The organism is Limnobacter sp. (assembly GCF_964228395.1).
Lineage (GTDB): Bacteria > Pseudomonadota > Gammaproteobacteria > Burkholderiales > Burkholderiaceae_B > Limnobacter.
This window is the reverse complement of sequence record NZ_CAXQZX010000080.1, coordinates 1-25,576: the sequence shown is the minus strand read 5'-3', so window position 1 is coordinate 25,576 and position 25,576 is coordinate 1. Positions and strand designations below refer to the sequence as shown.

General features: G+C 53.8%; 24 protein-coding genes. 17 read left to right on the top strand and 7 right to left on the bottom strand.

Annotated features, from left to right (window positions below):
• Nucleotides 1–76 precede the first annotated feature (76 nt).
• From ACEQU8_RS06445 to ACEQU8_RS06435, 3 genes are all read left to right on the top strand, one after another.
• Nucleotides 77–358: a helix-turn-helix transcriptional regulator gene (locus ACEQU8_RS06445; RefSeq protein ID WP_370262379.1), complete on the top strand. Its 282-nt coding sequence runs from the start codon at nt 77–79 to the stop codon at nt 356–358.
• Nucleotides 355–1,221, top strand: a complete 867-nt coding sequence (locus ACEQU8_RS06440; RefSeq protein WP_370262377.1) for a HipA N-terminal domain-containing protein — start codon at nt 355–357, stop codon at nt 1,219–1,221. Before ACEQU8_RS06445 ends, ACEQU8_RS06440 begins: the two co-directional genes overlap by 4 nt.
• A gap of 63 nt (nt 1,222–1,284) precedes the next feature.
• Nucleotides 1,285–2,697, top strand: a complete 1,413-nt coding sequence (locus ACEQU8_RS06435; RefSeq protein WP_370262376.1) for a Fic family protein — start codon at nt 1,285–1,287, stop codon at nt 2,695–2,697.
• Nucleotides 2,698–2,792: 95 nt separating this feature from the next.
• Here ACEQU8_RS06435 and ACEQU8_RS06430 read toward each other — a convergent pair whose 3' ends face one another.
• From ACEQU8_RS06430 to ACEQU8_RS06410, 5 genes are all read right to left on the bottom strand, one after another.
• Nucleotides 2,793–3,206, bottom strand: a complete 414-nt coding sequence (locus ACEQU8_RS06430; RefSeq protein WP_370262375.1) for a hypothetical protein — start codon at nt 3,204–3,206, stop codon at nt 2,793–2,795.
• Nucleotides 3,197–3,985 (bottom strand): hypothetical protein, encoded by a 789-nt coding sequence (locus ACEQU8_RS06425; protein WP_372521231.1) that lies wholly within the window; start codon nt 3,983–3,985, stop codon nt 3,197–3,199. Before ACEQU8_RS06425 ends, ACEQU8_RS06430 begins: the two co-directional genes overlap by 10 nt.
• Nucleotides 3,986–4,142: 157 nt before the next feature.
• Nucleotides 4,143–5,174: a UDP-glucose 4-epimerase GalE gene (gene galE, locus ACEQU8_RS06420; protein WP_370262372.1), complete on the bottom strand. Its 1,032-nt coding sequence runs from the start codon at nt 5,172–5,174 to the stop codon at nt 4,143–4,145.
• 84 nt (nt 5,175–5,258) lie between these two features.
• On the bottom strand, nt 5,259–5,603 hold the full coding sequence (locus ACEQU8_RS06415; RefSeq protein WP_370262371.1) for a hypothetical protein: 345 nt from the start codon (nt 5,601–5,603) through the stop codon (nt 5,259–5,261).
• A gap of 10 nt (nt 5,604–5,613) precedes the next feature.
• The gene (locus tag ACEQU8_RS06410) at nt 5,614–6,501 is read right to left on the bottom strand and encodes a hypothetical protein (RefSeq protein ID WP_370262370.1); all 888 of its coding nucleotides are present in this window, start codon (nt 6,499–6,501) and stop codon (nt 5,614–5,616) included.
• A gap of 263 nt (nt 6,502–6,764) precedes the next feature.
• On the opposite strand from ACEQU8_RS06410, the gene ACEQU8_RS06405 reads away from it, so the two are divergent.
• From ACEQU8_RS06405 to ACEQU8_RS06340, 14 genes are all read left to right on the top strand, one after another.
• Nucleotides 6,765–7,163 (top strand): MarR family EPS-associated transcriptional regulator, encoded by a 399-nt coding sequence (locus ACEQU8_RS06405; RefSeq protein WP_370262368.1) that lies wholly within the window; start codon nt 6,765–6,767, stop codon nt 7,161–7,163.
• A 12-nt stretch (nt 7,164–7,175) separates the two neighbouring features.
• Complete coding sequence (gene tviB, locus ACEQU8_RS06400) at nt 7,176–8,450, top strand: Vi polysaccharide biosynthesis UDP-N-acetylglucosamine C-6 dehydrogenase TviB (protein WP_370262367.1); 1,275 nt, start codon at nt 7,176–7,178, stop codon at nt 8,448–8,450.
• Between the two features lie 10 nt (nt 8,451–8,460).
• Complete coding sequence (locus ACEQU8_RS06395; protein ID WP_370262366.1) at nt 8,461–9,483, top strand: NAD-dependent epimerase/dehydratase family protein; 1,023 nt, start codon at nt 8,461–8,463, stop codon at nt 9,481–9,483.
• A gap of 114 nt (nt 9,484–9,597) precedes the next feature.
• On the top strand, nt 9,598–10,923 hold the full coding sequence (locus ACEQU8_RS06390; protein WP_370262365.1) for an oligosaccharide flippase family protein: 1,326 nt from the start codon (nt 9,598–9,600) through the stop codon (nt 10,921–10,923).
• 4 nt (nt 10,924–10,927) lie between these two features.
• Nucleotides 10,928–11,977 carry a glycosyltransferase gene (locus tag ACEQU8_RS06385; protein ID WP_370262363.1) on the top strand — a complete coding sequence of 350 codons (1,050 nt, stop codon included), beginning with the start codon at nt 10,928–10,930 and terminating at the stop codon, nt 11,975–11,977.
• A 25-nt stretch (nt 11,978–12,002) separates the two neighbouring features.
• Nucleotides 12,003–13,940, top strand: a complete 1,938-nt coding sequence (gene asnB, locus ACEQU8_RS06380; RefSeq protein WP_370262362.1) for an asparagine synthase (glutamine-hydrolyzing) — start codon at nt 12,003–12,005, stop codon at nt 13,938–13,940.
• A 12-nt stretch (nt 13,941–13,952) separates the two neighbouring features.
• On the top strand, nt 13,953–15,266 hold the full coding sequence (locus tag ACEQU8_RS06375) for a hypothetical protein (protein WP_372521230.1): 1,314 nt from the start codon (nt 13,953–13,955) through the stop codon (nt 15,264–15,266).
• Entirely contained in the window at nt 15,263–16,354 is a 1,092-nt protein-coding gene (locus ACEQU8_RS06370; protein WP_370262360.1) for a glycosyltransferase, read from the top strand. Before ACEQU8_RS06375 ends, ACEQU8_RS06370 begins: the two co-directional genes overlap by 4 nt.
• On the top strand, nt 16,351–17,478 hold the full coding sequence (locus ACEQU8_RS06365; RefSeq protein ID WP_370262358.1) for a glycosyltransferase family 4 protein: 1,128 nt from the start codon (nt 16,351–16,353) through the stop codon (nt 17,476–17,478). The genes ACEQU8_RS06370 and ACEQU8_RS06365 overlap by 4 nt, the downstream gene beginning before the upstream one ends.
• Nucleotides 17,479–17,483: 5 nt before the next feature.
• Nucleotides 17,484–17,867 (top strand): hypothetical protein, encoded by a 384-nt coding sequence (locus ACEQU8_RS06360; protein ID WP_370262357.1) that lies wholly within the window; start codon nt 17,484–17,486, stop codon nt 17,865–17,867.
• A gap of 318 nt (nt 17,868–18,185) precedes the next feature.
• Entirely contained in the window at nt 18,186–19,067 is an 882-nt protein-coding gene (locus ACEQU8_RS06355) for a dTDP-4-dehydrorhamnose reductase family protein (protein ID WP_370262356.1), read from the top strand.
• Between the two features lie 27 nt (nt 19,068–19,094).
• Nucleotides 19,095–20,123 (top strand): polysaccharide biosynthesis protein, encoded by a 1,029-nt coding sequence (locus ACEQU8_RS06350; RefSeq protein ID WP_370262354.1) that lies wholly within the window; start codon nt 19,095–19,097, stop codon nt 20,121–20,123.
• A gap of 22 nt (nt 20,124–20,145) precedes the next feature.
• The gene (gene wecB, locus ACEQU8_RS06345; RefSeq protein WP_370262353.1) at nt 20,146–21,276 is read left to right on the top strand and encodes a non-hydrolyzing UDP-N-acetylglucosamine 2-epimerase; all 1,131 of its coding nucleotides are present in this window, start codon (nt 20,146–20,148) and stop codon (nt 21,274–21,276) included.
• Nucleotides 21,277–21,286: 10 nt separating this feature from the next.
• Nucleotides 21,287–22,483 (top strand): glycosyltransferase family 4 protein, encoded by a 1,197-nt coding sequence (locus ACEQU8_RS06340; RefSeq protein ID WP_370262352.1) that lies wholly within the window; start codon nt 21,287–21,289, stop codon nt 22,481–22,483.
• 71 nt (nt 22,484–22,554) lie between these two features.
• Here the strand turns inward: ACEQU8_RS06340 and ACEQU8_RS06335 are convergent, their stop codons facing one another.
• Both ACEQU8_RS06335 and ACEQU8_RS06330 read right to left on the bottom strand, forming a co-directional pair.
• Complete coding sequence (locus tag ACEQU8_RS06335; RefSeq protein WP_370262350.1) at nt 22,555–23,301, bottom strand: hypothetical protein; 747 nt, start codon at nt 23,299–23,301, stop codon at nt 22,555–22,557.
• 23 nt (nt 23,302–23,324) lie between these two features.
• A partial coding sequence (locus tag ACEQU8_RS06330; RefSeq protein ID WP_370262349.1) for a YjbH domain-containing protein occupies nt 23,325–25,576 on the bottom strand: 2,252 nt, incomplete at its 5' end.

Genomic DNA, 25,576 nt, shown 5'->3' with positions numbered 1-25,576 from the left:
GTTTTTTTATATTGTGTATTTCAGTCACTATTGAATTATTATTTATTTTTGAATGGCATTTAATTCATTTCTGGCTATGAACCTATTAAAAAACCAACTCGACCTGGCCGCGCTGGTGCGCAAGCAACGCTTAAACGCAGGCCCCCGGGGCGGCAAAATGACCACCCAAACCCTGGCCAACCTGGCTGGGGTTAGCCGCGACACCATTGTTCGGCTAGAACGCGGGGAAGATGTCAGCTTTGCCACCGCCATGGCCGTGCTGCGGGTGTTTGGGCTTGGGCTAAGCGCTGCGCCAGTGCAATGGCCCACGCTGGCCACGGCGCAGCAGTATTTCAAAGTGGGCCCCAGCGCAGCATGAGCCAACCCACCCCCACCTTGCAAGTGCTGCAGGTGTTTAGCGGCGGCCGCCCCTGCGGCTGGCTGGGCAGCACGCCAGGCGGCTTTTGGTTTCACTACGCGGGCAACGGCCAGCAGCAACCCTGGGCCAGCTTGCTGATGCCCCCCACGCAAAACTTTTATCAACAGGCAGAACTGTTCCCCGTGTTTGAACAGCACCTGCCCATGGGCGCAAATGCAGACCCGCAAAATGCGCAGCAGGCCCTACACCAACTGCAGCAGCACAGCGGCCAGGCGCTTGGCCCCCTCACCTTTGCCAACCCCGATGCACCCGTGGTTAAACCACCGCTGACTGTGCCACCCCCGCTGGCCCCGGGCCAAAGCGCCTTGGTGAGCAGCCAAGCGCGCAAACCCTTTGCCAACATGCAAGTGCACCACCCCAGCACCTGGCCCCTGGTGCAGCAGCTGCGAGAATTAAAAAAACAGGTAGACCCCCAAAACCGGCTTATTGCCCTGCGCTGGGCCACGGAAGCCGAGCTTAGTGGCTCGCATGTGTGGCACCCCCGGCCAAACCTGGACCCCTACCACCAACAGTTGCTGGGGTTTGAGCGCATCAACAGCCTGCTCAATGTAAGCCTTGCGGGGTTTATGCAACTGGCCCAACAAGGCCGACGCTTTGAGCTTGTGCTGCACGAGTTGGCTCGCAGTTTTTGCAAACACTTTGCGGCCGAAATCGCCCTACTGCAGCACTTACTGCCGTGGTTAATCAATTGGCAATTGCAGGCTTATGTGGTGTACCGGGCAAGCCCGGCGGGCGGGGGTTTTGCGGAGGTGGAGCAAACGCCTCAAGTGATGGGTTTGCAGTATGTGGTTGCGGGCACTTAGACCCATGGCTTCCATCAGAAATCGCGCCAAATAGATGGCGCAATTTGAACAATAGCGCCATAATTGCGCCAAACCAACAGCAATTGCGCCAACCCCATGCAAGCCAAAGCCAACATCTACCAAAGCCTCGCAGACAACCCGCAGGGGCTAAGCCTACGCGAATTATTAGCACTGCACCCGCGTCTCTCAAGGCGCACAACCCAGCGCATCCTCAGTGAATTGTTGAAAAGTGGCGCAATTACCGCCCAAGGGGCGGCGCGATCCCGCAAGTACCTTGCTGTAAAACCTGAAACAAATGAGGTCGGTGCCCAGCAAGCGGTCCATTCGGGCCATGGGGCATTTCCAAAACACATCCCTATTTCGGTGGATAGCGAAGACATACTGGCCTATGTTGATCTACCTATCCACGCCCGAAAACCAGTTGGCTATCAGCGAGAGTTTTTGGCAAGCTACCAGCCCAATAAAACTGCCTACCTGCCAGAAACACTGCGCCAAAAACTTTACCGAATTGGCAGCACATCCAAATCCAGTTTGCCTGCAGGCACGTACAGCCAGGCAATTCTTGATCGCTTGTTGATCGATTTGTCTTGGGCATCCAGCCAGCTGGAAGGTAACACTTACTCGAGGTTAGACACTCGCAAACTGATCGAGCACGGCCTGGCAGCAACGGGCAAAGCCGCACTTGAGACACAAATGATTTTGAACCACAAAACTGCGATAGAACTGCTGGTTCAAAACATAGACACCGTGGCCTTTGACCGCTACACCATCATGAACCTGCACAGCGCGCTGTCTGAAAACCTGCTCCCCAATCCAGATGACGAGGGCCGCATACGCCAACATGCAGTGGACATTGGCAAAAGCGTCTACCGCCCATTGGCAGCGCCTCAGCAAATCGAAGAACTGCTTGACGAGCTTCTCGCAAAGGCCAGGCAAATTGCAGACCCGTTCGAACAATCTTTTTTCATGATGGTGCATTTGCCCTATCTGCAACCATTTGCGGACATCAACAAACGCACCTCCAGGCTCGCGGCCAATTTACCCCTTTTTCGCGCCAACCTGTGCCCACTCACCTTTCTCGATGTGCCCGAGGCAGCCTACAGCCGCGCCACTTTGGGCGTTTATGAAATGACGCGCATTGAATTACTTCGCGACTTGTATCTATGGGCCTACGAACGGTCCAGCCAAGAATACCTCACCATTACACAGGAATTGGCCGAGCCCAACCCCCTTCGCCTTAAATGGCGAGAGCTGATCAAGAACACTGTGCGGGAAGTTGTTTTACAAACAAACCTTGATGCGCTCAACATGATTCAAAACGCAGTACAAAACAAAGTAGAGGCAGAGCATCAAACCGAGGTTCAAGCCTTGATAATTGAAGAACTCCGCCGACTCCACGAAGGTGTATTGGCGCGCTACGGCCTTCGACCTTCAGAATACCAAGCGTGGGTCAAACATAAAAACAGGCTTTTGTAAAAAAGGGCGCAGTGGAGAAAATACCGGGAGATGCGATCACCAACCAGTCACACCCATGACAAACCGGTAGACAGAAGTAAGGCGGCAGTCTTAAGTTAAATTTTTGGCACAGGCCGGCCAGTCCATTCGAAATAGACCATCCCAAGCACAGAAAGAAAAACAGCCGTACAAAACGGCAGAACGATCAACCAAAAGTAAATCCATGCCAGCACACGCCAGTACCGTGGGCTGTCTTTGCGCAGGTCATACGCCTTGCGCCTGCGGGCAAACCAATCGCATGCGGTTAGCTGCGCAATCCAAAGTGTGAGGTAATACCGAAACGGAAAATGCTCAAACAGTAGGTCATCACCGTCATTGAAATGTGGCTGACGAAAGTATTTCTTCACGATGTGTTTGGGCACAGCATAAGCCAGCAAGAACGTTGAAATCGGAAGTGATAGGCATGTGTAAACACCGTACATGAAGCCGTACTTCAAAGACAAAGCCATAGCGATATCCATCACCGGCACCAACCATTCAGAATCTTTCCATCCTTCAATGAAAACACATCGCCCAACTGAGTATGAACGATATTGCCAACCGCCTCACCAATCGCCTTGCCGCCGTATGCAGAGCCCGCGCTGATGATCACCGCCCCCAGCCAACCCACTGGTGTAGCCATGGATACAACGGCGACCCCAACAGCGGCGCCAACCGCCAACGAGGTGATGAATCCGCCAATCTCCCTGTACGCGGTTTCAACCTTCTGCCCCTCTGCGGTATTGGCCAATTTGTGGCAGGTGAGCGCTGCATCCAGCACCACCAGCGCAGCGCCGGCCACTTTGGCCTTGGTGGCCATTTGGGCTACTCGCTCTGCTGCGCCTATGGTGATGGCGCCGGGGCGCAGGCTTTTGGGTGTGCCGCTAAACAAGGCATCTTTGGTGCCGTTGTTGAATAAAAACCGCTCGGTGGGCCCCAGGCGGTTTTGTATGCGCTTTACCAGCTCGTCCATGCGGGCGTCATAGTGGTGCAAAATGTCTTTGCCCTTGCCCGCTTTTACCAAGCTGGCTTTCTCGTTGGCCCAACGGTTAAATTCCAGCATGTCGGCTTGCAGGTGCCTGCCCGTTAGGGTGCTCAGGCTGTTCACGCCAATGCCTGCGCCGGTGCCCACGTGGCCCATCACTTCATCAAAGCCCAGCACAAAGCGCATGGCCTCCACTTGCTCGGGGTTGCTGGGCACGATGGATTCCAGCTTTTGTTTGCTGGCGGCAAGCTGTGCCTTTTGCGAACGGGGAAGACTGGGCAACAAGGCTGGAACTGGTCATGGGGTGGTTGGTGAGCTGGCTGTAGGGTCGAAAAGGTGTTGAATACCGAGTTCAATCACAGCGCAGCCTACCCTTGCCGGCCCAAAACCGGCAAAAGGTCACCTGCTTGAATCACTCCATGGAGTGACCATTGCTCAATGGTCAGGCCTCATACCCCTTGGGGTTCATGCTTTGCCACTTCCATGCGCTGGCGCACATTTCTTCCAGGCCCAGTTTTGCCTGCCACCCCAACAGTTGGCGTGCTTTGGTGGTGCTTGCATAGCAGGTGGCGATGTCGCCGGGGCGGCGAGCCACCACTTGGTAGGGCACTGCACGGCCACTTGCGGTCTCGAAGGCTTTTACCATTTGCAGCACGCTGTAGCCCTGGCCGGTGCCCAAGTTAACCTGCCAGCAGCCCGGCTGGCTCAGCAACTTATTAAGCGCAGCCACGTGGCCTTTGGCCAAATCCACCACGTGAATATAATCCCGCACGCCCGTGCCATCGGGTGTGGGGTAATCGTTACCAAACACATTCAGCCGCTCGCGCAGGCCCACCGCCACTTGGGCCACATAGGGCATCAAGTTGTTGGGTATTCCGTTGGGGTGCTCGCCAATTAACCCGCTTTCATGCGCCCCCACCGGGTTGAAATAGCGCAATATGCCCACAGCCCAGGGGGTTCCGGCCAACTGCATGGCATGTGCATGGTCGCGAAGAATTTCCTCAACCATGAGCTTGCTGCGCCCATACGGGTTGGTGGCCTGCAGGGGCGCTGTTTCTTCTATTGGCACGCATTCGGGGTTGCCATACACCGTGGCCGACGAACTAAATACCATGCGCGTTACACCGTGCACGGCCATGGCTTTTAAAAGCATCAATGTGCCTTGCACATTGGTTTCGTAATACGCGTGTGGTTTTTCTACAGACTCACCCACCGCCTTTAAACCCGCAAAATGCACCACTGCACTTAACTGGTGGGCCTTCAGCACCAGGTTAAGGTTTTCGGTGTCCAAAATATTCACCGGGTAAAAAGGAAACTCTTTGCCAGTGATGCGCTTTACCCTGCGCAGCGACTCTTCGCTGCTGTTGGCCAGATTGTCTAGCGCCACGATATTAAAGCCTGCATTCAACAGTTCTACGCAGGTGTGCGAACCAATATAGCCTGCCGCGCCAGTGACCAAAATGGTGTGTTTCATAGCCTGGTGGTTGGTGATCAACAGGCCATACTGTAATTGATTTGCACTGCCAATTTGTGGGCACATGCAGCAGTGGGTGTGGCCCTAGGTTTTAAACAACCCCTTCACCGCCGTGCTTAGCGAATCTATTACGCCTCCCACCATGGCCAGCACATCGGCAGGTTTGGCCCCCTGCCCCACTTTGGTTTGAATACCCTCCAAGCCACTTTGCAACACTGCCCAATGGTGACTGGACTGGGCATTTAAATCTTCCAGCCTGGCATTTTCTAGCTTGGCCCACAGGGCATGGGCAGCGGCCAACTGCCTGGCGTGCTCGGCCTGCTGCGGGGGCTGCAGTTCGCTTGCATCCAACAAATACAGGGCCGAGAACATTTCAAAGGCCTGGGTGCGCGCGGTTTTTAGTTGCGGCTCGGTGATGTGTTGCGTCATGTTGCCCCCCTTATTCGCTTACCGTGGCCATGGCTTCGGCCTGTGCAATGCCCTGGCGGGTGGCTTGCACGCTGGCCTCTAGCTCGGCAAACACGCCGCCCAATTGGTTAATGCTGCCCTGCCCACGCAGCACATTCAGCCATGCCTCTTGCATGCGCAGGCTGGCTTGCCGGGCTTGCTGAAGCAGTTCCACCGTGGGTGGGCCCAGCACATGGGTTTTCCATGCCTTTTTCCAGGCCTCGGGCAGCTTGTTGCCCTCCACATAGGGCTTTTGAACTTTGTCGCGGTAGTCCACCTGGCGGGCCAATTGCTCGCGCTGGGTGATCCACTGTATTTGCTCTTCCAGCACCTGCTGGTTGTAAAGCAAGGCATTGGCCACGGCATCGGCATCGCGCTGCAGCACCTGGGCCACCACATCGCTGTGGTGGGCTTTGGCCACATGCTGGGCCAGCCCGCCCAGCGCAGTTTTGGTGGTGCCGCCCAAGCTGGGCAAACCGGGCACATGCTCCAAGGCCCCGGCCAACGCCTTTACAGCCTTTTGGGTGTTGCTGCTGGTGTCGCCTTTGGCCAGCGCTTGCAAGGCAGCAAAGTAGCTGGCTTGTACACCAAAGTGTTGCTGCACCTGCCCCAGCCACACCACCCGCTGCTGCATTAGCTCGGTTTGCTCTTGCAGGGTGGCTTGAGTGCGCGGCAGGCGGGGCAGCAGGTCGGCAGTAAAGCCCAGGGAATGTTCAAGCGCAGCCTTGTTCACCTTGCCCAACATAGCCACGTATTGCTGACCACCTTCGGCCACCTGCTGCGCGGTGCTAGAACCAGGCGTGCTTGCACATGCATTTAGCAGCAAGGCGCATACAGCCAACAACGTTGCGGGAAATTTAATGAGTGATATTGGGCTCATGGGGCAAATTGAAGCGGTTAATGTGCCCCACACTGTAGCCCCGCCGACGGCCGCTTGCCTAAACCTCACTTTGGTGAGGTAAGCACATGATTACCCCTCCAGGCTTAGCCCACCCAGCATTTGCTGTGTTGCGTGTAGGTAAAGTTTTATAGCCTCCCCACAATTGTGGGGGTGGGCAGAATTAATGGTGCAAAGCGGCCCGGCATTGTTCAAACTTTAACAAAAGTTGTTTAAGCTACCCCAAACAGCTACACCCGCCGCGCATGCTGACCGTTGCACAGCAGGGCGGTAGCGTGCCCAAACCCCACACCATGACCAGCCGCCAAGCCAAACTGCAAGAGGACACCAACTACCGCGTGATGCGGTTGCTGGAAGAAAACCCTGACCTTACCCAGCGTGAACTGGCCGAAAAGCTGGGGGTGAGTGTAGGCGGGTTGAACTACTGCTTGAAAGCCCTGATGGAAAAAGGTTTGGTGAAGATGAAAAACTTTGCCAGCAGCAAGAACAAGTTTGGGTATGTGTATGTGCTGACGCCAAGGGGTATTAATGAGAAGGCGAGGCTGACCAGTGCGTTTTTGAAGAGAAAGATGGAAGAGTATGAGACGCTAAAAGCGGAAATAGAAACGCTTCAAGCCGAAGCGATTAAAACTCTCAAAAAGTGAAAAGCTACAATCATGACTGAAAAGAAAATCATCGCGATCATTGGCCTAGGCTACGTTGGGCTACCTTTAGCCGTTGAATTCGGAAAGATACGCCCTACGATTGGATTCGATATCAATAAAAACCGTATTGAAGAGCTTCAGGAAGGACATGATCACACCCTCGAATGCGATCGTTCGGATTTAACTCAAGCCAAGCACCTACACTACAGCCACGATACGGATGATTTGCGGCAATGCGATATATTTATTATTACAGTGCCGACACCGATAGACACGGCCAATCGGCCGGATCTCACCCCCCTTATTAAAGCCAGTGAGACTGTGGGTAAAGCTTTGCGTCCTGGAGCAGTGGTGATATATGAATCAACCGTATATCCTGGCTGCACTGAAGAAATATGCGTTCCGATCCTAGAAAAGCACAGCGGCCTGAAATTTAATTCAGACTTTTTCTGTGGATACAGCCCAGAACGCATCAACCCTGGTGACAAAGAGCACCGCCTCCCATCGATCATGAAGGTTACGAGCGGCAGCACACCGGCTATCGCCGACGAGGTCGATGCCCTGTATGCCTCCATCATTACCGCCGGCACGCACAAGGCCAGCAGCATCAAGGTGGCCGAGGCCGCTAAAGTAATCGAGAACACCCAGCGCGATGTAAATATAGCGCTAATGAACGAGCTAAGCCTCATCTTCCACAAGCTGAACATCGACACCCAGGAAGTACTGATCGCGGCTAGTACCAAATGGAACTTTCTACCTTTCCGCCCTGGGCTGGTCGGCGGACATTGCATTGGCGTTGACCCCTACTACCTCACCCATAAAGCGCAAGAAGTGGGCTACCACCCCGAGGTGATTCTGGCAGGTCGCCGCATCAACGACAGCATGGCCCACCATGTGGCAGACGAGACCATCAAACTGATGCTGCGCAAGAACATCCCGGTGCTCGGCGGCAATATCCTGGTACTGGGCCTGACGTTCAAGGAGAACTGCCCTGACGTGCGCAACACCAAGGTGGTAGACATCGTGAAAGCCTTGGGCCAGTACAACGTCCGCGTAGACATCTACGACCCTTGGATCGATGTGAAGGAAGCCCGCCACGAATACGAAGTGGAGTGTTTGCCTTCGGCTCCGGCACACGGCACTTACGACGCCATCGTGCTTGCTGTCGGCCACCATCAGTTCGCTACCCTTGGCGAGCAGGGTATCAAGGCCTTCGGCAAACCAGGTGCCGTACTGTTCGACGTGAAGGGGCTGCTGCCTCTAGGTGCAGCCGATGGGCGTTTGTGAAGGGACGGAGATGAATCGATATCAGCAAGCCAAAGAAGAACTTAGGCGCTCTCCACGCACGTGGCTCATTACCGGCGTGGCGGGGTTCATTGGTAGCAACCTACTCGAGACCCTGCTGCGACTGGACCAACGCGTGGTCGGTTTGGACAACTTTGCCACTGGCCATTGGCGCAACCTGGAGGAGGTCCGCGGTCTGGTCGAGCCTCAGCAGTGGGAACGTTTCCGTTTCGTCGAGGGGGATATACGCGATCTCGACAGTTGCAAGCGAGGCTGTGAGGGTGTGGACTACGTGCTACACCAAGCAGCATTGGGCTCCGTGCCTCGCAGCTTAGTTGATCCGATTACCACCAATGCGACGAACATCTCGGGCTTCCTGAATATGCTGGTCACAGCGCGCGACGCAGGGGTGAAGAGCTTCACCTACGCCGCCAGCAGCAGCACCTACGGTGATCACCCTGCGCTGCCGAAGCTCGAGGAAAACATCGGCAAACCTCTTTCCCCTTACGCCGTGACGAAGTATGTTAACGAGCTATATGCTGAAGTGTTTGCTCGCAGTTACGGATTCACCACAGTCGGTCTCCGCTATTTCAATGTATTCGGGCGCCGACAAGACCCCAACGGAGCGTATGCGGCAGTAATTCCCAAATGGACCTCAGCTTTAATTGCCGGACAGTCCATTTTCATCAATGGAGATGGGGAGACCAGCAGAGACTTTTGCTACGTGGCCAACGCTGTTCAGGCTAACATTTTAGCTTCAGTAGCAAGATGCCCTGAAGCCCGTAATCAAGTCTACAACGTGGCTGTAGGGGAGCGCACAACCTTGAGCCAACTGTATAGTCTGATAAGAGACAACCTTAAAACAGCAGGTATCAATAACGACAGGCCGCCAATCTACAGAGACTTCCGAGTCGGAGATGTTAGACATAGCCAAGCGGACATTGGCAAGGCGTGCCGACTCCTCGGGTATGAGCCTACTCATACGCTAAGCCAAGGCATCGAAGAGGCCCTGCCTTGGTACATGCTCCATTGTTAAATAAAATGACATAGATTCTTGGTTTCTGTGGTTCATCACAAATAACCAACCCTTTGACTTTTACCAATCAGAATCCAGCACTTGCAATAGAGACAAAACTTTGCCTTTCACACAATGAGTAGCCTGTTCTTTTCGACCATTCGAGAAGCTACTAATGCATTTCGGACGAAGCTTGTTTCTGGGTTTGGCTGGAACCTAGTCTCAACCATTTGCCTCCAGGGATCAGTCTTACTCACGGGCCTAATATTGGCTAGGGTACTGGGCCTAGAGACATTTGGAGTGTATGCATTGGCCACTACTACTGTGATGACAATCGTAGGTGTCGCTCAGGGAGGGGTGGGCATCATCGGCACAAAGTTTGTGGGTGAATGGCTATACGAAAAGCGTTCGCGGATCGGAGGAGTTCTCCACGTTTGCGCCGTTTTCACCCTCACCACTGGCATCGCCGCATCGCTACTACTCGCGTTTGGCGCATCTTGGTTAGCCGAAGAATTGTTAGATAACCCAGGGGTAGCACCTACTTTGCAATGGGCCTCTATGGCCTCGCTTTTTCATGTGCAAACAGTGTACCTTCAGGGTGCCTTACAGGGCTTTGGTGCCTTCCGTGCTATTAGCGCAGCGGGCGCTTGGGTAGGCCTTTTGCATCTTTTATGCTCACTTGGAGCTGCTTGGGCCTGGAGTCTGGACGGTGCAATTATTGCATTTTGCTTTTCAGCTGCTGCTCGCTGGTGGTTATTCCGAAGGGCACTTCTTGCCTGCTGTCGAGACCACGGCATCGTGAGGTTTAGTGCGTCTCAATCTGAAGACTGGTTGTTGATTTGGAGGTTTGCACTACCCGCTGGGCTAGCCAGTCTAGTCACTCTACCCTGCCTGTGGGGTGTGACTGCTCTAGTAGCACGTCAACCTAATGGATTCGCGTGGGTAGGTTTGTTTGCCGTAGCACACCAAATTCGTCAATCAGTATTGCAGCTCCCTATCCTTCTCAATACAGTTACATCATCAGTACTTAGCCGATTAAAGGGCCGCAATCAAGGTATCGAATACTGGCTAGTCTTCAGGGCAAATTTGCTTATCGGTCTGGGCGTTTCAATCCCTGCGGTCATCACGCTAGCCTATGCATCAGAAAATATCCTCGACCTGTATGGGCCAGGCTTCAAAGAGGGACAAGACCTGCTGCTGGTACTTCTACTCTCGGTCATTCCTGAATTGATCGGGGTTGCGGCATATCAGCTGGTACAGTCCTCGGGGAGGATGTGGCAATCCCTCTTTTTTATCATCATACCGCGTGACTTTCTTTACCTGACCGCCGCGGCCTGGATGTTGCACCATTTGAGTCTAGTCGGTGCTGGCTGGGCCTATTTCACAGCTTACTGTATAGGCTGTGTTGCAACCATGGCAGTTGGAGTTAGTGGGCGACAACAACTCCCAAAAGGAAGCTGAGTAAGTGAAGATTCTGTATTCTTACAACAAGAATGGTTTCGAAGCGATTTACTGGGATCGGGAAATCCGTAGTGCTAGCAATGATCAAGTTACGTTTGTCCCATTCAACCATGGCCAGTTTCTTGACCCTTCGCTGTACTTGCGAGCGCAGCAGCTAGACAACCTATACTACAAGCACGAGGTAAGATTGATGCATATGTACAAAGCTCTCAAAGAAATTATGAGGGCCGAGCAAACCAATGTGCTGCTTGTCGACAATTGTCACCCCTATCACCCTGAGTTTCTTAGAACACTCGACACCTACAAGGTCATCCGCACCACTGACGGCCCCTCGACCGCATATGACCGCGACTTTGCATACGTTCATGCATACGACCATGTGCTATACCACAGCCCAGCGTACAGCCGCGATCTAACAATGGCAGAGAAGCTTGACTACTGCGGGGCTAAGAGACACGATCTCTGGCCGCTGGCAGTGTTTGATCAATTTTGCTGTCCGCAAGTTACCGAAGAGCGGCTGATGTCTATGGAGCGTGACATCGACATCATCTTCGTGGGCGCTCTCTACTTAGACAAAATGCCTTTCCTTGCTTCAATTCGCAAGGCGTTTGGTAAGCGGTTTCAAGTCTATGGACTGGCTTCAGTTAAAAAAAATCTGTACTTCAATTTCAAATACCGAACTCCAATATGGGTCACACCAATTCGTTTTGAAGATTACGTACCTCTATACCGCCGCACAAAACTCGGAGTTAATGCCCACCTTCGGGGTAAGTTCACCGTGGGTAATTACCGCTTGTTCGATCTGCCAGCGAACGGAGTAGCGCAACTCAGTGATGGCGGCGAATATTTGCAGACCTTCTATGAAGTGGGCCTCGAAATTAGGGGATATGACGAAGCAGAGGATCTTATTCCCCAACTTGACCATCTGCTCACCCACCCTAGAGAAAGGAAGGAGCTTGCGCGCGAAGGATTCCTTCGAACCATGGCCGACCATCGCGTAGTTAATCGCCTGCGACAGTTACCGAGTCTAATTGCACCGTACCTCGGTAACTGATAAAAACGAAATACTGGAAATATATATGTGCGGAATCGCAGGAATTGCAACTTGGCGGTGTTCTCCGGCCCTGTTCCCCGAACTCAAACGGATGACCGACCCCATCACGCACAGGGGACCGGACGATTCGGGCATCTGGACTGACAATCAGGCAGGAATTGGTCTAGGGCAGCGCAGGCTGTCCATAATCGATCTTTCTCCGCATGGGCATCAGCCCATGATCTCCGCCAGCGGTCGGTGGGTCTTATCTTACAACGGCGAGATTTACAACTTCGCCGAACTTCGATCGACCCTAGAGCAGGCCAGCCAGGCACCTGTCTGGCGCGGGCATAGCGACACCGAAGTGCTGTTGGGCTGCGTTGAGGCCTGGGGCATTGAAGCAACGCTGCACAAGGTGGTGGGTATGTTCGCGATATCGCTCTGGGACCGCCAGCGTAAGGTGCTCACGCTCGCGCGTGACCGCGTGGGTGAGAAGCCCCTCTACTACGGCCGAGTGGGCGACCGCGTGCTGTTCGGGTCTGAGCTCAAGGCCTTGACCGCGGTGGCTGGCGGCGCGCTGGAGATCGATCGCGAGGCCGTAAGCGAGTTCCTCCGCTTCGCCTATTTGCCAGCGCCCCGCTCGATTTGGAAAGGCATCCAGAAGTTGCCTCCGGGGCACTGGCTGGAACTGTGTAGTGTGCAAGATGCAGACAAAGAGCCAGTCCCCTTCTGGTCGCTGGGTGCGAATGGCCACGCCGAGCTGGCAGCCCGCCTAGCGGAGGCCCCCGATGACCAGCTGGTGGACGAGGTCCAAGCCCGTCTCACCGAGGCCATCCGCTTGCAGATAGTGGCGGACGTACCGCTGGGCGCGTTCCTGTCGGGCGGGGTCGACTCGAGCACCGTGGTGGCATTGATGCAAAAGCTCAGCAGCCGACCGGTGCGCACCTTCACCATCGGCTTTGACCAGCCTGAGTTCAACGAGGCTCCCTTCGCAAAAGAAGTGGCCCGCCATCTGGGCACCGAGCATACCGAGCTCTATGTGACGGCCAAGGACGCGGAGCAACTGATCCCCCGTTTGCCGGGCATTTACGATGAGCCTTTTGCCGATTCGTCACAGATCCCCACCACATTAGTCTCGCATTTGACCAAGCAGCACGTGACTGTCTCGCTGTCGGGTGACGGCGGGGATGAGCTGTTCGCCGGCTATCCCCGCTATGCGCTGACCGCGAATCTGTGGCGCAAGGTCAACGGCCTGCCCTTACCTTTGCGCAAGGCGGCGTCAGCAGTGCTGGGCACGCCCTCCGCGGGGGCTTGGGACAAGGTGCTGTCCGTGCTACCTGCTTCCAAGCGGCAGAGCATCAATGGCCGCCGCATACACCGCCTGGCCCAATTGCTGGTCACCCGCAGCCTGGGCGAGATGTATGTGCGCCTGATGTCGCAGTGGCAGCCGGAAGAAAACCTCGTGCTGGGGTTGCCTCCCCAGTCCTTCACGCTGGATCATTGGGATGACCGCCTGGGTCCAATAGAGGCGATGCGCCGCTGGGATGTGGGCCAGTACCTGCCTGACGACTTGCTGGTCAAGGTTGACCGGGCCTCGATGAATGCCAGCCTGGAAGCGCGTGCCCCGTTACTGGATCACCGCGTGGTGGAGCTGGCCTTTGCTTTGCCCGGCCATGCCCTGACCCGCGAGGGCGCGGGCAAATGGGCGTTGAGGCAAGTGCTGTACCGACATGTGCCCAAGGCCTTGATAGAACGCCCCAAGACGGGTTTCTCTGTGCCGCTGGCAGCGTGGTTGCGTGGCCCATTGCGCCAGTGGGCCGAAGACTTGCTCAGCGAGAGTCGCCTACGCGATGGTGGCCTGCTGGATGCGAGGCCCGTTCGCACCCTATGGCAGGAGCATCTGTCAGGCCAGTTCGACCGTAGCAGCTATCTTTGGAATGTGTTGATGTTCCAGGCGTGGAGGTCCGCAAACGCGGGCCAATAGGAAAGCCGAAAGTTGATCTACGTATATCCTTTTTTGTTTCCCTTACTAGGGATTACACTGTATTTATTGAGCGCGAGAGCCAGGAATACACGGACTAAGGGGCTGGATCTCGGCGTCATCTTTGCCTCTATTTTACTGGCGTACGGTTTCGTGCCCAGCGTAGGCCTTCTTCTCGCCCATCAGGATGTGGGCCAAATCATGGACTATCGTCTTTCAATGGGCTTTGATGTTGTTGATGTGGAACATGTTCAGTGGATGCACCTACTTTTGTTCATTGGATTTTTGTTAGGTTATTTTTCGGGTGGAAACAAAACGGCCACGAGACTTGTTGATACCGTCTCCATAGAAGCTCAGAGGCTAGTGAGACCCATTGTATTAATGGCTCTCTCTGCATCCCTGTTACCGTCATTATTAGCGCTGATCTGGGGTAATAGTGCCCCGAATGACTACATAAGTAGCTACACCGTCTTGAGAGGTGCTCCTGTTTTAGTCCAACAGATACACGGTGTTTTGAATCAGTTGCAATTCTCATCTCTTGTTGCTGCCGTGGTGGTGGTAATTGCGGCTAAACCGTACCGTCATTCATGGGTCGCGTTTTTCTTGGCGTTAAACATGATCCATGCATCGTTATCGGGCGGCAGCAGAACTGTAGCATTCTTGGCGTTTCTCTCATATGTTGTCGCGAGTTCCATATTTGTGCGCGGTTTTACCTTGCGCAGAGCGGTCACCTATGTTTTCCCGGCATTGATCCTCTTCATGATCGCCGGAATGCTGCGAGACCAAAACGATGATGCTGGATTGCTTTATCTCTTTCAGACAGGTGAATTCACTGCTTTGTTCATCAACACGATAGATCTCAAGGAGCGCTTTGCGGCAGGTTGGGGCGAGGAAGTGCGGTTTGCCATCTACTTGGTTGATGTGCTTAGACTAATACCTTCGCAATTGATAGGTGGTACGAAGCTAGACCCTGCTCAGTGGTATTCACAAACCTTTTACCCAGAATATTCTGATGCGGGCGGCGGTTTTGCCTTTGGGGTACTTTCTGAGAGTGCGGTGGGCTTTGGTGTGCCGGAGGCTGCAATTCGTGGTCTGATTTTGGGTATCCTCTTTCGATACCTGAGGAATTATTTGATGGGAGACGGAGCGACGATAGCTAAGATATTTACGTATGTATGGCTGACAGCAGTTTGTTATCAGTGCTACAGAGATACGACATTTTCTGTCGCGGTACGAGCGCTTTACCAAGTACTACCAGTCATTCTAGTGATGAGACTCTTCAGATCACGAGATAGTCGACCTCCGAGTGTCAGGAACAGTAGCATATGACCTTACGCATCCTACACTTGATTGCATCGCTGGGAACAGGTGGAGCCGAGCGCCAAGTTTCACTTTTGTTGCCTTTGATGCAACGAAACGGTACCAGTGCGAGTCTTTGCTACCATACAGATGGTCCTAATTCAGACGCTTTGATCGCGGGCGACGTGCCACTACATCGCTTGCCGCCACGTGCCAGTCATGACCCTCGCTTGTTGACCGACATTCGTTACATAGTGGCGCAAGTTAAACCTCACATCATACAAACATGGCTTCCTCAAATGGACATATTGGGCGGTTTGGTTGCGCACTGGATGGGAGTGCCTCACATCCTGAGTGAACGCTCTTCCGCCGGGATGTATGCCAAGGGCGGATGGAAGAACCGCTTTCGCGTGGCCATCGGCAAAAGCGCGAGGGCCATCATTGCCAACTCTGACAGCGGTTTGGATTATTGGCGGTCGCAGGGAGCACAAACCCAATTGCATGTGGTGCGCAACGCGCTTACGCCACCTAGCACAGAGCCAGCACCACTGGCGCAGATGGGATTGGAGGGTCGACCACTGCTGATTGCCGCAGGCCGGTTGAGCCACGAGAAGAATGTGGCGGTGCTGGTGAAGGCCATCGCTGGGGCCTTGCTCAAGCTGCCCGAGCACCACGGCGTGATCTTTGGGGAAGGCCCGGAGCGCGAGGACACCTTGGCCCTAATAGAGGCCACAGGGTTGTCTGGCCGACTCCACCTTGGCGGCCACACCTCCAACCTTTCAGGTTGGCTACGTGCAGCTGATGTGTTCATCTCAGCCAGCCTCATGGAAGGACATCCCAACGTGGTGATCGAGGCAGCAGCAGCAGGATGCCCTTTAGTGCTGTCCGACATCCCTGCGCATCGCGAGTTTGCCGTGGGCGACAGTGCCCTCTTCGCACCCGCCGCTCACCCCGGCCTACTGGCCGCGGCCATGGTCCAAAGTGTGGAGGCACGCGGTCAAGCCCTGATCCGCGCTGCTCGGGCCCAGGCGCTCACGCTGCCCTTATCGGCTCAGACCGCTGCCCAGCGCTACATCGACATCTACCGTTCCCTGCTCACCGAGACTCCGCATTCATGAAGATCGTTATCAACGCTTACTCAGCTCGTCAGGGCGGCGGTCAAACTTACCTTCTCAACCTGCTTAGCCATTTGCCTGCCTCCGACACGCTGCTGATAGAGGTGTTCGCACCTATGCGCCTGAAGCTGCCAGAACACGCCAAGATCAAACGGGTGCATACATTATGGCCGACGGCGAATCCTCTGATGCGCGCTGCTTGGGAGCGTCTGGCACTTCCCCGTTACCTAAAACAGACTGGCGCCGATGTGCTGTTCTGTCCAGGTGGGCTGGTCACCACAAAGCCACCCAAGGGTTGCAAGGTGGTCACCATGTTTCGGAACATGACGCCCTTCGATCCTATCGCGATGAAGGCCGTCCCACTTGGCCTACAGTGGGCTCGGCTGCGCTTGCTGCGGCGCCTTATGCTGACAAGCATGAGGGAGGCGGACCTGACCATCTTCATCTCTGAGTACGCACGTCAAGTAATCGAGACGCTTGCACATATTCCAAACCCACTGACCATTCCACATGGTATCTCGGAAGTGTTCAGATTGGGTACGGCACCCTTGCCGCGCCCTGCGGCAGCGGGTGACCAGCCCTATCTGCTGTATGTGTCCAAGCTGGGCACCTACAAGCACCATCACGAAGTGGTGAAGGCATTTTCAATGTTGCCGACGCGTGTACGAAATGCCCACCGATTACTTCTGATCGGAGAGGCTGAGGGCGAATCTGCCCAAAGACTGCACACCCACATCCGTCAACTGGGTGTGCATGAGCATGTCCGAGTGCTGGGGGCTGTGCCTTACAAAGACCTGCCAGCCTATTACCAAAACGCGGTGGCGAATGTATTCGCCTCGTCTTGCGAGAATTGTCCAAACATCATGCTGGAAGCTCTGGCCTCTGGCAGGCCTCTGCTGGCTTCGGATGTGGAGCCCATGCCAGAGTTTGGCGGGCGTCACATTGGCTACTTTTCGCCGTTTAATCCTCTAAGCATTGAAAGGGCCATGCGCAAGGTTCTGGAGGACCCCAACACAGCGCAGAGCTGGGCGGAAGGCGCCCGCCAGCAGGGCAGTCTTTACAGTTGGGCCAAGACCGCGCGCGACACTTGGCGCGCCATTCTCAACATTAAGAACAACGCGGGTTGAATCACATGACTAATCAAGACATTCCTACTCAAAAACAGCTGCTCGACCTGACATGTGACCGCCTTTATGCCGAGGTGGCACGATTAGCTCAGGCATGCGAGGAGTCGGCTAAAGTGGTTGGCCTCAGCCACTTCGAGTTGGATGACTTTCTGCCTGCCGATGTGGCGGCGATGATTGCCCAGCACTTCCCTGACACTGAAAAGATGTTTCTAATGGACTCGTTGAATGAGCGTAAATACACTTTCGAGAGCTTTGACGGCTTCCATCCACTTATTAAGTCGATCACCTTCGCCGTGCAGTACCCCCAAGTGGTGGTGGCAATCGTCGAAAAGATCTCCGGCATCCAGCAGCAGCTCCCTGATCCGTCACTCTCTATGCAGGCGGGCTAAGCTCTATTTTTGAATCCCGTTAAAAATGGGGGTATTACCGTCCGAGCAAATCGCTGCAGCGCGTCGTACTAAAATTGGACTCTGTGCTAAGGCAGGGAGTGAGACTCTAGCCAACTCAATAATCCTAGCCCATGCAAACGAAACTAGTCAGGTTCGTTTCATCAGGATGACTTCGCTGATCTCAATTGTGTTGAGAGTGTACGTTGATAATCCTGATACTCATCCACAACTTTTGGCCTTCGTCATTCCGCATCAACGAAGTGGCGGCGAAATTGATTGTGCAGCAGTGGACAAGGTTACAACTTGGAGTTTTAAGCAATGAATACACCTCGTCACTCCTCAACGCAAAAGGTCCTGGTGCTAGGCGTCACCGGTATGCTGGGCAATGCAGTATTCCGCCTTTTTTCCCAGAGCCAGGGCTTTGAAACACATGGCACGGCGCGCAGCACAGCGGGCCTTCGCCATTTCGATGAGGCCTTGCGGCCACGCATCCATGTCGGTATTGACGTCGAGCAGCAGGATCACCTCGTGCAACTCTTCAGCCGGGTGCGTCCGGGTGTCGTGATTAACTGCATCGGACTGGTCAAACAATTGGCGGAAGCGGGAGACCCTCTGGCGGCACTGCCTATCAATGCCTTGCTGCCCCACCGCCTAGCGCGTTTGGCGTCCCTGGCGGGTGCACGCCTCGTCCACGTGAGCACCGACTGCGTATTCACTGGACGCCAGGGGCTTTACAAGGAATCGGATGCGCCAGATGCGCTGGACCTTTACGGGCGAAGCAAACTGCTGGGCGAGGTGGATGAGCCTAACGCAGTGACGCTACGCACTTCGATCATCGGTCACGAACTGAGCAGTGCGCACAGCCTGGTGGGATGGTTCCTGGCCCAGGAGGGGTGCGTCCGGGGCTTTACCCGAGCCGTCTTCTCGGGCTTGCCCACGGTCGAGCTGGCCAAGGTGATCCGGGATCATGTGCTGCCTCGAACTGACCTGCGAGGGCTGTGGCATGTCTCGTCAGAGCCTATCACCAAGTACGACCTGCTGCAGCTCGTGAAGCGCGCCTATGGCAAGGCCATCGAGATAGTCCCAGATAAGAAGCTGGTAATCGACCGCTCGCTGGATTCGAGCCGATTCCGTGCGGAGACCGGCTGGCAGCCTGCCAACTGGACCGAGCTGGTCGATTCAATGTGCCGCTTTGCCTGAGCGGTCCTGAAACTAAAAGGAGTTCACGTGTTTAAGGACAAGATTCTTCTGATCGCTGGTGGTACAGGATCATTCGGCAACGCGGTGCTACGCCGCTTTATCAACTCTGACCTGAAGGAGATCCGCATCCTCAGCCGGGACGAGAAGAAGCAAGATGATATGCGCAAGCGTTTTGCCAGCCCCAAGCTGAAGTTCTACATCGGCGATGTTCGCGATTACCAGTCGGTGCTCAATGCCGTACGGGGTGTGGACTACATCTATCACGCCGCGGCGCTGAAACAGGTGCCCTCTTGCGAGTTCCATCCCATGGAGGCCGTAAAGACCAACGTCCTGGGCACTGAGAACGTGCTGGAGGCGGCCATTAACTGCGGGGTGAAGCGCGTGGTCTGCCTGAGCACCGACAAGGCGGTGTACCCGATCAACGCCATGGGCATCAGCAAAGCGATGATGGAAAAGGTTATCGTGGCCAAGTCCCGCTCGTCTGGTGATACCGTTATCTGCACTACTCGCTATGGCAACGTCATGGCCTCGCGTGGGTCTGTCATCCCGCTGTTCACCAACCAGATCCGCGCAGGACAGCCCATCAGTATCACCGATCCCAATATGACCCGCTTCATGATGACGCTAGACGATGCGGTGGATCTGGTGCTGTACGCCTTCGAGTATGGCAAGCCTGGCGAGATCTTCGTGCAGAAGGCACCTGCCGCGACCATCGAAACCCTAGCCAAATCACTGACCGCCCTAATGGGTGTCCCAGAGCACCCCATCCACGTGATAGGCACGCGCCATGGCGAAAAGCTTTACGAAGCTTTGCTCAGCCGTGAAGAGATGGTGGCGGCCCAGGATCTGGGTGCTTACTACCGCGTGCCGCCCGACCTGCGCGACTTGAACTATGGCAAGTACATGGAGCAAGGCGAGGTGAAGATCTCCGAGGCGACCGACTATAACTCCCACAACACTGTGCGCCTGGACGTCGATGGGATGAGCGAGCTCTTGATGAAGCTGCGCTTCATCCAGGCCCTTGTCAAGGGTGAGCAAGTTGAACCTGAAGAATGAGCCCAAGCGGGAAGAACCCCTAATGAAGAAACTCAAAGTGATGACCGTGGTGGGAACCCGGCCGGAGATCATCCGGCTGTCCCGCGTCATGGCGCAACTGGACTTGCATTGCGATCACTTGATCGTCCACACCGGCCAGAACTACGACTATGAGCTGAACCAGATCTTCTTTGATGACCTGGGTATCCGCATGCCAGATCACTTTCTGGGCGCAGCGGGCAGCAGTGCTGCTGAGACCATCGCCAATGTGATCGCTGGCCTGGACAAGCTGCTGCTGGCCGAGGCGCCGGAGGCGCTCCTGGTGCTTGGTGACACCAACAGTTGCCTGGCCGTGATACCTGCCAAGCGCCGCAAGATCCCCGTCTTCCACATGGAAGCCGGGAACCGCTGCTTCGATATGCGAGTGCCTGAAGAGACCAACCGACGCATCGTGGACCACACCGCCGACGTGAACCTCACCTACAGCGATATCGCGCGTGAATGCCTGCTACGGGAAGGCTTGCCGCCAGACCTCGTGATCAAGACAGGCAGCCCCATGGCGGAAGTGCTGAAACACTACCAGGACGGCATCGCCAAATCGGATGTGCTGGAGCGTCTTTCCCTGTCCGAGGGCGGTTACTTTGTCGTGAGTTCCCACCGGGAGGAGAACGTCGACTCAGATGCCAGCTTCCTGCGTCTGGTAGCGCTGCTAAACGCCGTGGCAGAGCAATTCGACCTGCCTGTGATCGTGTCCACCCATCCTCGCACCCAGAAGCGAGTGCAGGCTATGGGCGCCGCCTTCCATCCCCGTGTCCAGTTGCTCAAGCCGCTGGGCTTCACCGACTACGTGCGCTTACAGATGTCTGCCAAGGCGGTGCTCTCGGATAGCGGCACCATCAGCGAGGAGTCTTCCATCTTGAACTTCCCAGCCTTAAATTTGCGTGAAACCCAAGAGCGCCACGAGGCATTCGAAGAGGCTGCGGTGATGATGGTAGGGTTGAACATCGAACGGGTAATGCAGGGCCTATCCATTCTGGAGACCCAACCAAAAGGCGAAAACAGGTTGCTTCGGCCAGTAAACGACTACAGCATGCCAAATGTAAGCGACAAGGTGGTACGAATTATTCACAGTTACACCGACTACGTGAACCGCGTGGTTTGGAAAAAATATTGAAGCTGAAGCGATGCATATCGTTTTGATTGCGGATACTTTTCCGCCTTTGCGTTCGTCTGGTGCAGTTCAATTGCGCGACCTGACCCGCGAACTCATAAAACAAGGCCACTTCTTGACTGTGTTACTGCCCACCCACGAGCAGGGGCGAAGCTGGGCACTTGAAAACTTTGAGGGTGCCCAGGTATTGCGACTTAAGGCCCCAAAGACCAAAGACGTTGGCTATATTCGCCGCACATTGGCGGAGTTTGTTATGCCATTTGCAATGCTCTGGCATTTGCGAAAAAGCCCTTTTGCAAACAGTAAATGGGATGGTGTAGTTTGGTATTCACCATCCATTTTTTTTGGTCCGTTGGTGAGCGCGTTAAAACGCCGCAGCGGCTGCAAGAGTTATTTGATTATTCGCGATATATTTCCCGAGTGGGCGGCCGATATGGGCCTGATGAAGCGCGGGGGATTGCCTTATACATGCTTTAGTGCAGTAGCCAAGTACCAGTATTCTGTAGCCGATGCCATTGGTGTTCAAACCCCAGGTAACTTGAATTATTTTAAAAGCTGGGCAACAAAGCCCGGGAGGCAGTTAGAAGTTTTGCAAAATTGGCTCGGCAGCCCGGCCACTAAAAAGTGTTCAATCCGAATTGAGCAGACCGTTTTAGCAAAACGCAAAGTGCTTGTATACGCGGGCAACATGGGCATTGCCCAAGGCATGGATATTTTGTTAGCGCTGGCAGACAAGCTGCGTAGCAGAAACGATGTGGGGTTTTTGTTTGTTGGACGTGGCAGTGATGCCCTTCGGCTTAAAAATGCTGCTGAGTCTTTGGAGCTTGCCAACACTTTGTTTTTTGATGAAATTGACCCTGACGAAATTCCTGACTTATACGCTCAATGCCATGTGGGGATTGTGGCGCTAGACCCACGGCATAACTCACACAACATACCAGGTAAATTTTTAACCTACATGCAAAATGGTTTGCCTGTTTTGGCCAATATAAACCCAGGTAACGACCTTGCAGAGCTTGTACGCAAATCACGAGTTGGCAAAGTTTGCGAAAGCAATAGCCTCAATGAGCTGCTTGAAATGACCGAGCTACTGCTTCAACAAATTGATCTAGACGCCGACTTACCCAAGCGATGCAAGCTGCTATTTAAGCAGCAGTTTGCTGTTGAGGGCATTGCCCGCCAAATCACCGGCTTTTTTACCCGATGTTAATAAACTCATCATCTAAATACGTTAACGTGAATTAAATATTCAACGTATGTGCATGTATGACTGGTGCAAAATTAAAAAGCATCAACACTCAGTCTCTCAACGTCATTTTGGCTTTCTAGCCAAAAGCTGTCCCGTCTTATTTCCCTAATCAATAATATACGAAGGGGTAAGGCCACGCGTTCGGGAGTACCGATTTTCACCTTTTTAACCTCAAAACCAATATTTTTAAAGAAGCTGATCCATTCTTTATGTGCACGAAACCTGACACCAATCCCAAAAGTATTTGCCTTCAACACAGGGAAAACTTTTGAAACGAGTTTACCGACCGCTGATAATACTTTGCTTTTAGTGACCTGATAAATCAACCAACCAGATGCGTTTCCAATCCATGACTCATAGATATATTCATTCACGAAGATACCTACCGTTTTCTGCCTCCAAACTTCTAGAGTTTTTTGCTGCAGTAACTTGGTAGCTGACTCAGAATCTGCCACCATGTGATGAAGGATCAAATTAAAACAAACAATCGACTCATCTCCGCTTATGGGAGGATTCACCGCATCTGCGATCTTGGCGTCTATTCCCGCCATTCTACAAGTATCAACAGATACTGGGTCCATATCAAGAACACGCACATTTAAGCCGTTCTTTTTAGCTAAACCATCAGCGAAAAAGCCACAACCTCCACCTATATCTACCACTACTCCAACAATAGGCACCTTATGCGTTAACTCTGAAAAGTCTCGCAGTTGATCGCTTACAAAGGCCTCGTGATAAAACGCTTTTAACGCGGACTCGTCTAATTTCCTCTGAGTCATATAATTCTCCATGCTAGTTGGATTCAATCCGGCCAATATTTTAGGGTTTTGTGATTTCTAGCCGCTGTCTGCTTATATAAACTGAAAGCACTATTCAGCTTCGCCCCACCATCCCTAGTCAGCGGCCTCCACAAAAATACCGCATCACCTGGCACGCTCTTGGTGAAAAATGCACTAAACGGCACGGTTAAATAAATACCTTTGTCGAAGCTGCCTTCCCCAAAATCTTCGGCGCTTACGTTGGTACGGGTAGCAAATGCACCCATGCGCACACCGTTGTTAAACTCGCGCGAAAAGTCTAGCGTAACACCCTTATCCCCTGCCAAATACTGTCCCACGCTAACCTTGGCTAGTATGTCCTCAATACCTGTATCTACATAAGCGGTTATGTGGCCGGTATTAACTCCATAACTTTGCAAATCAAAGTCTTGCTCAAAGGCGCGTTGGCGCACTTTGTTCACATCCACACCCACAGCAAACCGGCTGTTCATGGGGCGGTACAAATACTCCGCACCCACACCCGCAAACATTTGCTCTAGCAAGCCGCCATACACACCGTAATAGTGTCCATCGGCCAACTTACCCATGTGCTTAAGTGCAAAGTTGGGAATGGTAAAGTCAGAGGTAACCGCATATTCACGCAGGTTGGTACGCACTTGGGGAAGTCGGCTGACCCCTACCTGCTTAAACTTTTCGAAGTTATCAATTAGCCGGTAGGCTAGGCGCCCTTCAAACCAGGTGTTCTTAGTTAAGTTGATGCGCGTGTCGTTCGCTAAAATAAACTGGTACAAAAACCCATCTGCCCCACCCAGCACCTGGCGGTAACCAAGCGCAGTTTGGTTAGTAAAGCGCTCCAAGGGTTCTTCGTACACCGGTTCGTAGTTGAAGTTATAGCCCTCTATAGCCACTTTTTCTTGGTCTTGTTGGGTACTTTCTAGGCCATATTCTGTGCGCCGCGCAACAAACTTGTTGCGGTCTATTACATGCTGGCCAACATCCACCCCATTGTTTTCGTAATTGATGGTGAACCAAGAAATACCCTCTGGCAGGTCTTGGTGCAGTACTTCTGCCGCCCGTTCTAAAGTTTGGCTGTAGTAGGCCGCATCGCCATTGCGCACGTCGAGTTTCACCTCGCTGCCGCGTTGCTCCACTTGCGTAACTTGCCAATCGGTTTGCTGCTGCACACGTTGTAGGGTTTGCTTCCAATCCACTTGTTGCGGGCGGGGGCCCGTGGTCACAGCTAGCGGCTTGGGGTCACTCAGCTTGGGTGTATTGATCGTTCTCAAATTTTCAAAAAGACTTATCGCTACACTGAGCTTATCGCCGCGCTCCACCCCAAAATGGAAGTGAAATGAGTCGGAAGCCTTATAGACAAATCCATAGTTCAACCTACTGTTTTGAACTTGGGGATTATCCAACGGTTCTTTTTGGTAGTCGTTTCCCTCATATTCCACTTTGAAAGTAAGCCTTTCGATCGGTGTATGCCACTGTAAACCACCAAATAAACTCGCTCTACCCCGAAAGTATGTACTTGCGCTTAACTCGCCACCAAGACCAAAGTCCACCTTGGGTCTTTCCTTAAAAGTATCAGATACGATCCCTAACGGATTTGCAACATCCCCTGCACTACCTAAGTATCCCCAACCCATACCTAGTGAATAGTCAAACCTATCAAATCGTTTTGATGCAACAAGATACTCGCCTGCGAATAACGACGTTCCCCAGATGTCTTGCAAACCGATCGCTAATGCGGGCATCCAACGACCCTCTGGCATCAGCCTTAACTTTAAGTCAATATTTTTGTCGATGAATTTTTGATCGCCAGTAAAGTCAAAAGGGCCTGCATCCCGATTGGTGATTTTGTTGTATCTGAACCCCCCCTCAAGCCATTCGAACGGCTGAAGCATAATGCTGTAGCGGCTGTAAGGCTCTACCCGGCTGGCCGTTATGCTTGCACTACCCGCGGGGCGCATGCGTGCCGTTGGGGTTTGCAACAACCCCACCCAGCCCCATGTGCTGCTGCTAACGGGCAGGTCCCGCTGCTTTGTTTGTAGTGCTGCACTTACTGGCAGTTGTTTTATTAAATTGGCTGATGTGCTAACGTGCACGGGTAGGCTCGCTGCACCTTGCGTGGCCAAAAACTCGGCCAACTTTGCAGCCACATCGGCCTGCAGGCCACTGCTGCAGGCTGGTGCAAGGAACCAAGCACCAGGCATGGGCACCACTTGGGCTTGCTGGTTCCAAGCGGCTAGGCCGAGATGGTGTACCACGCCAG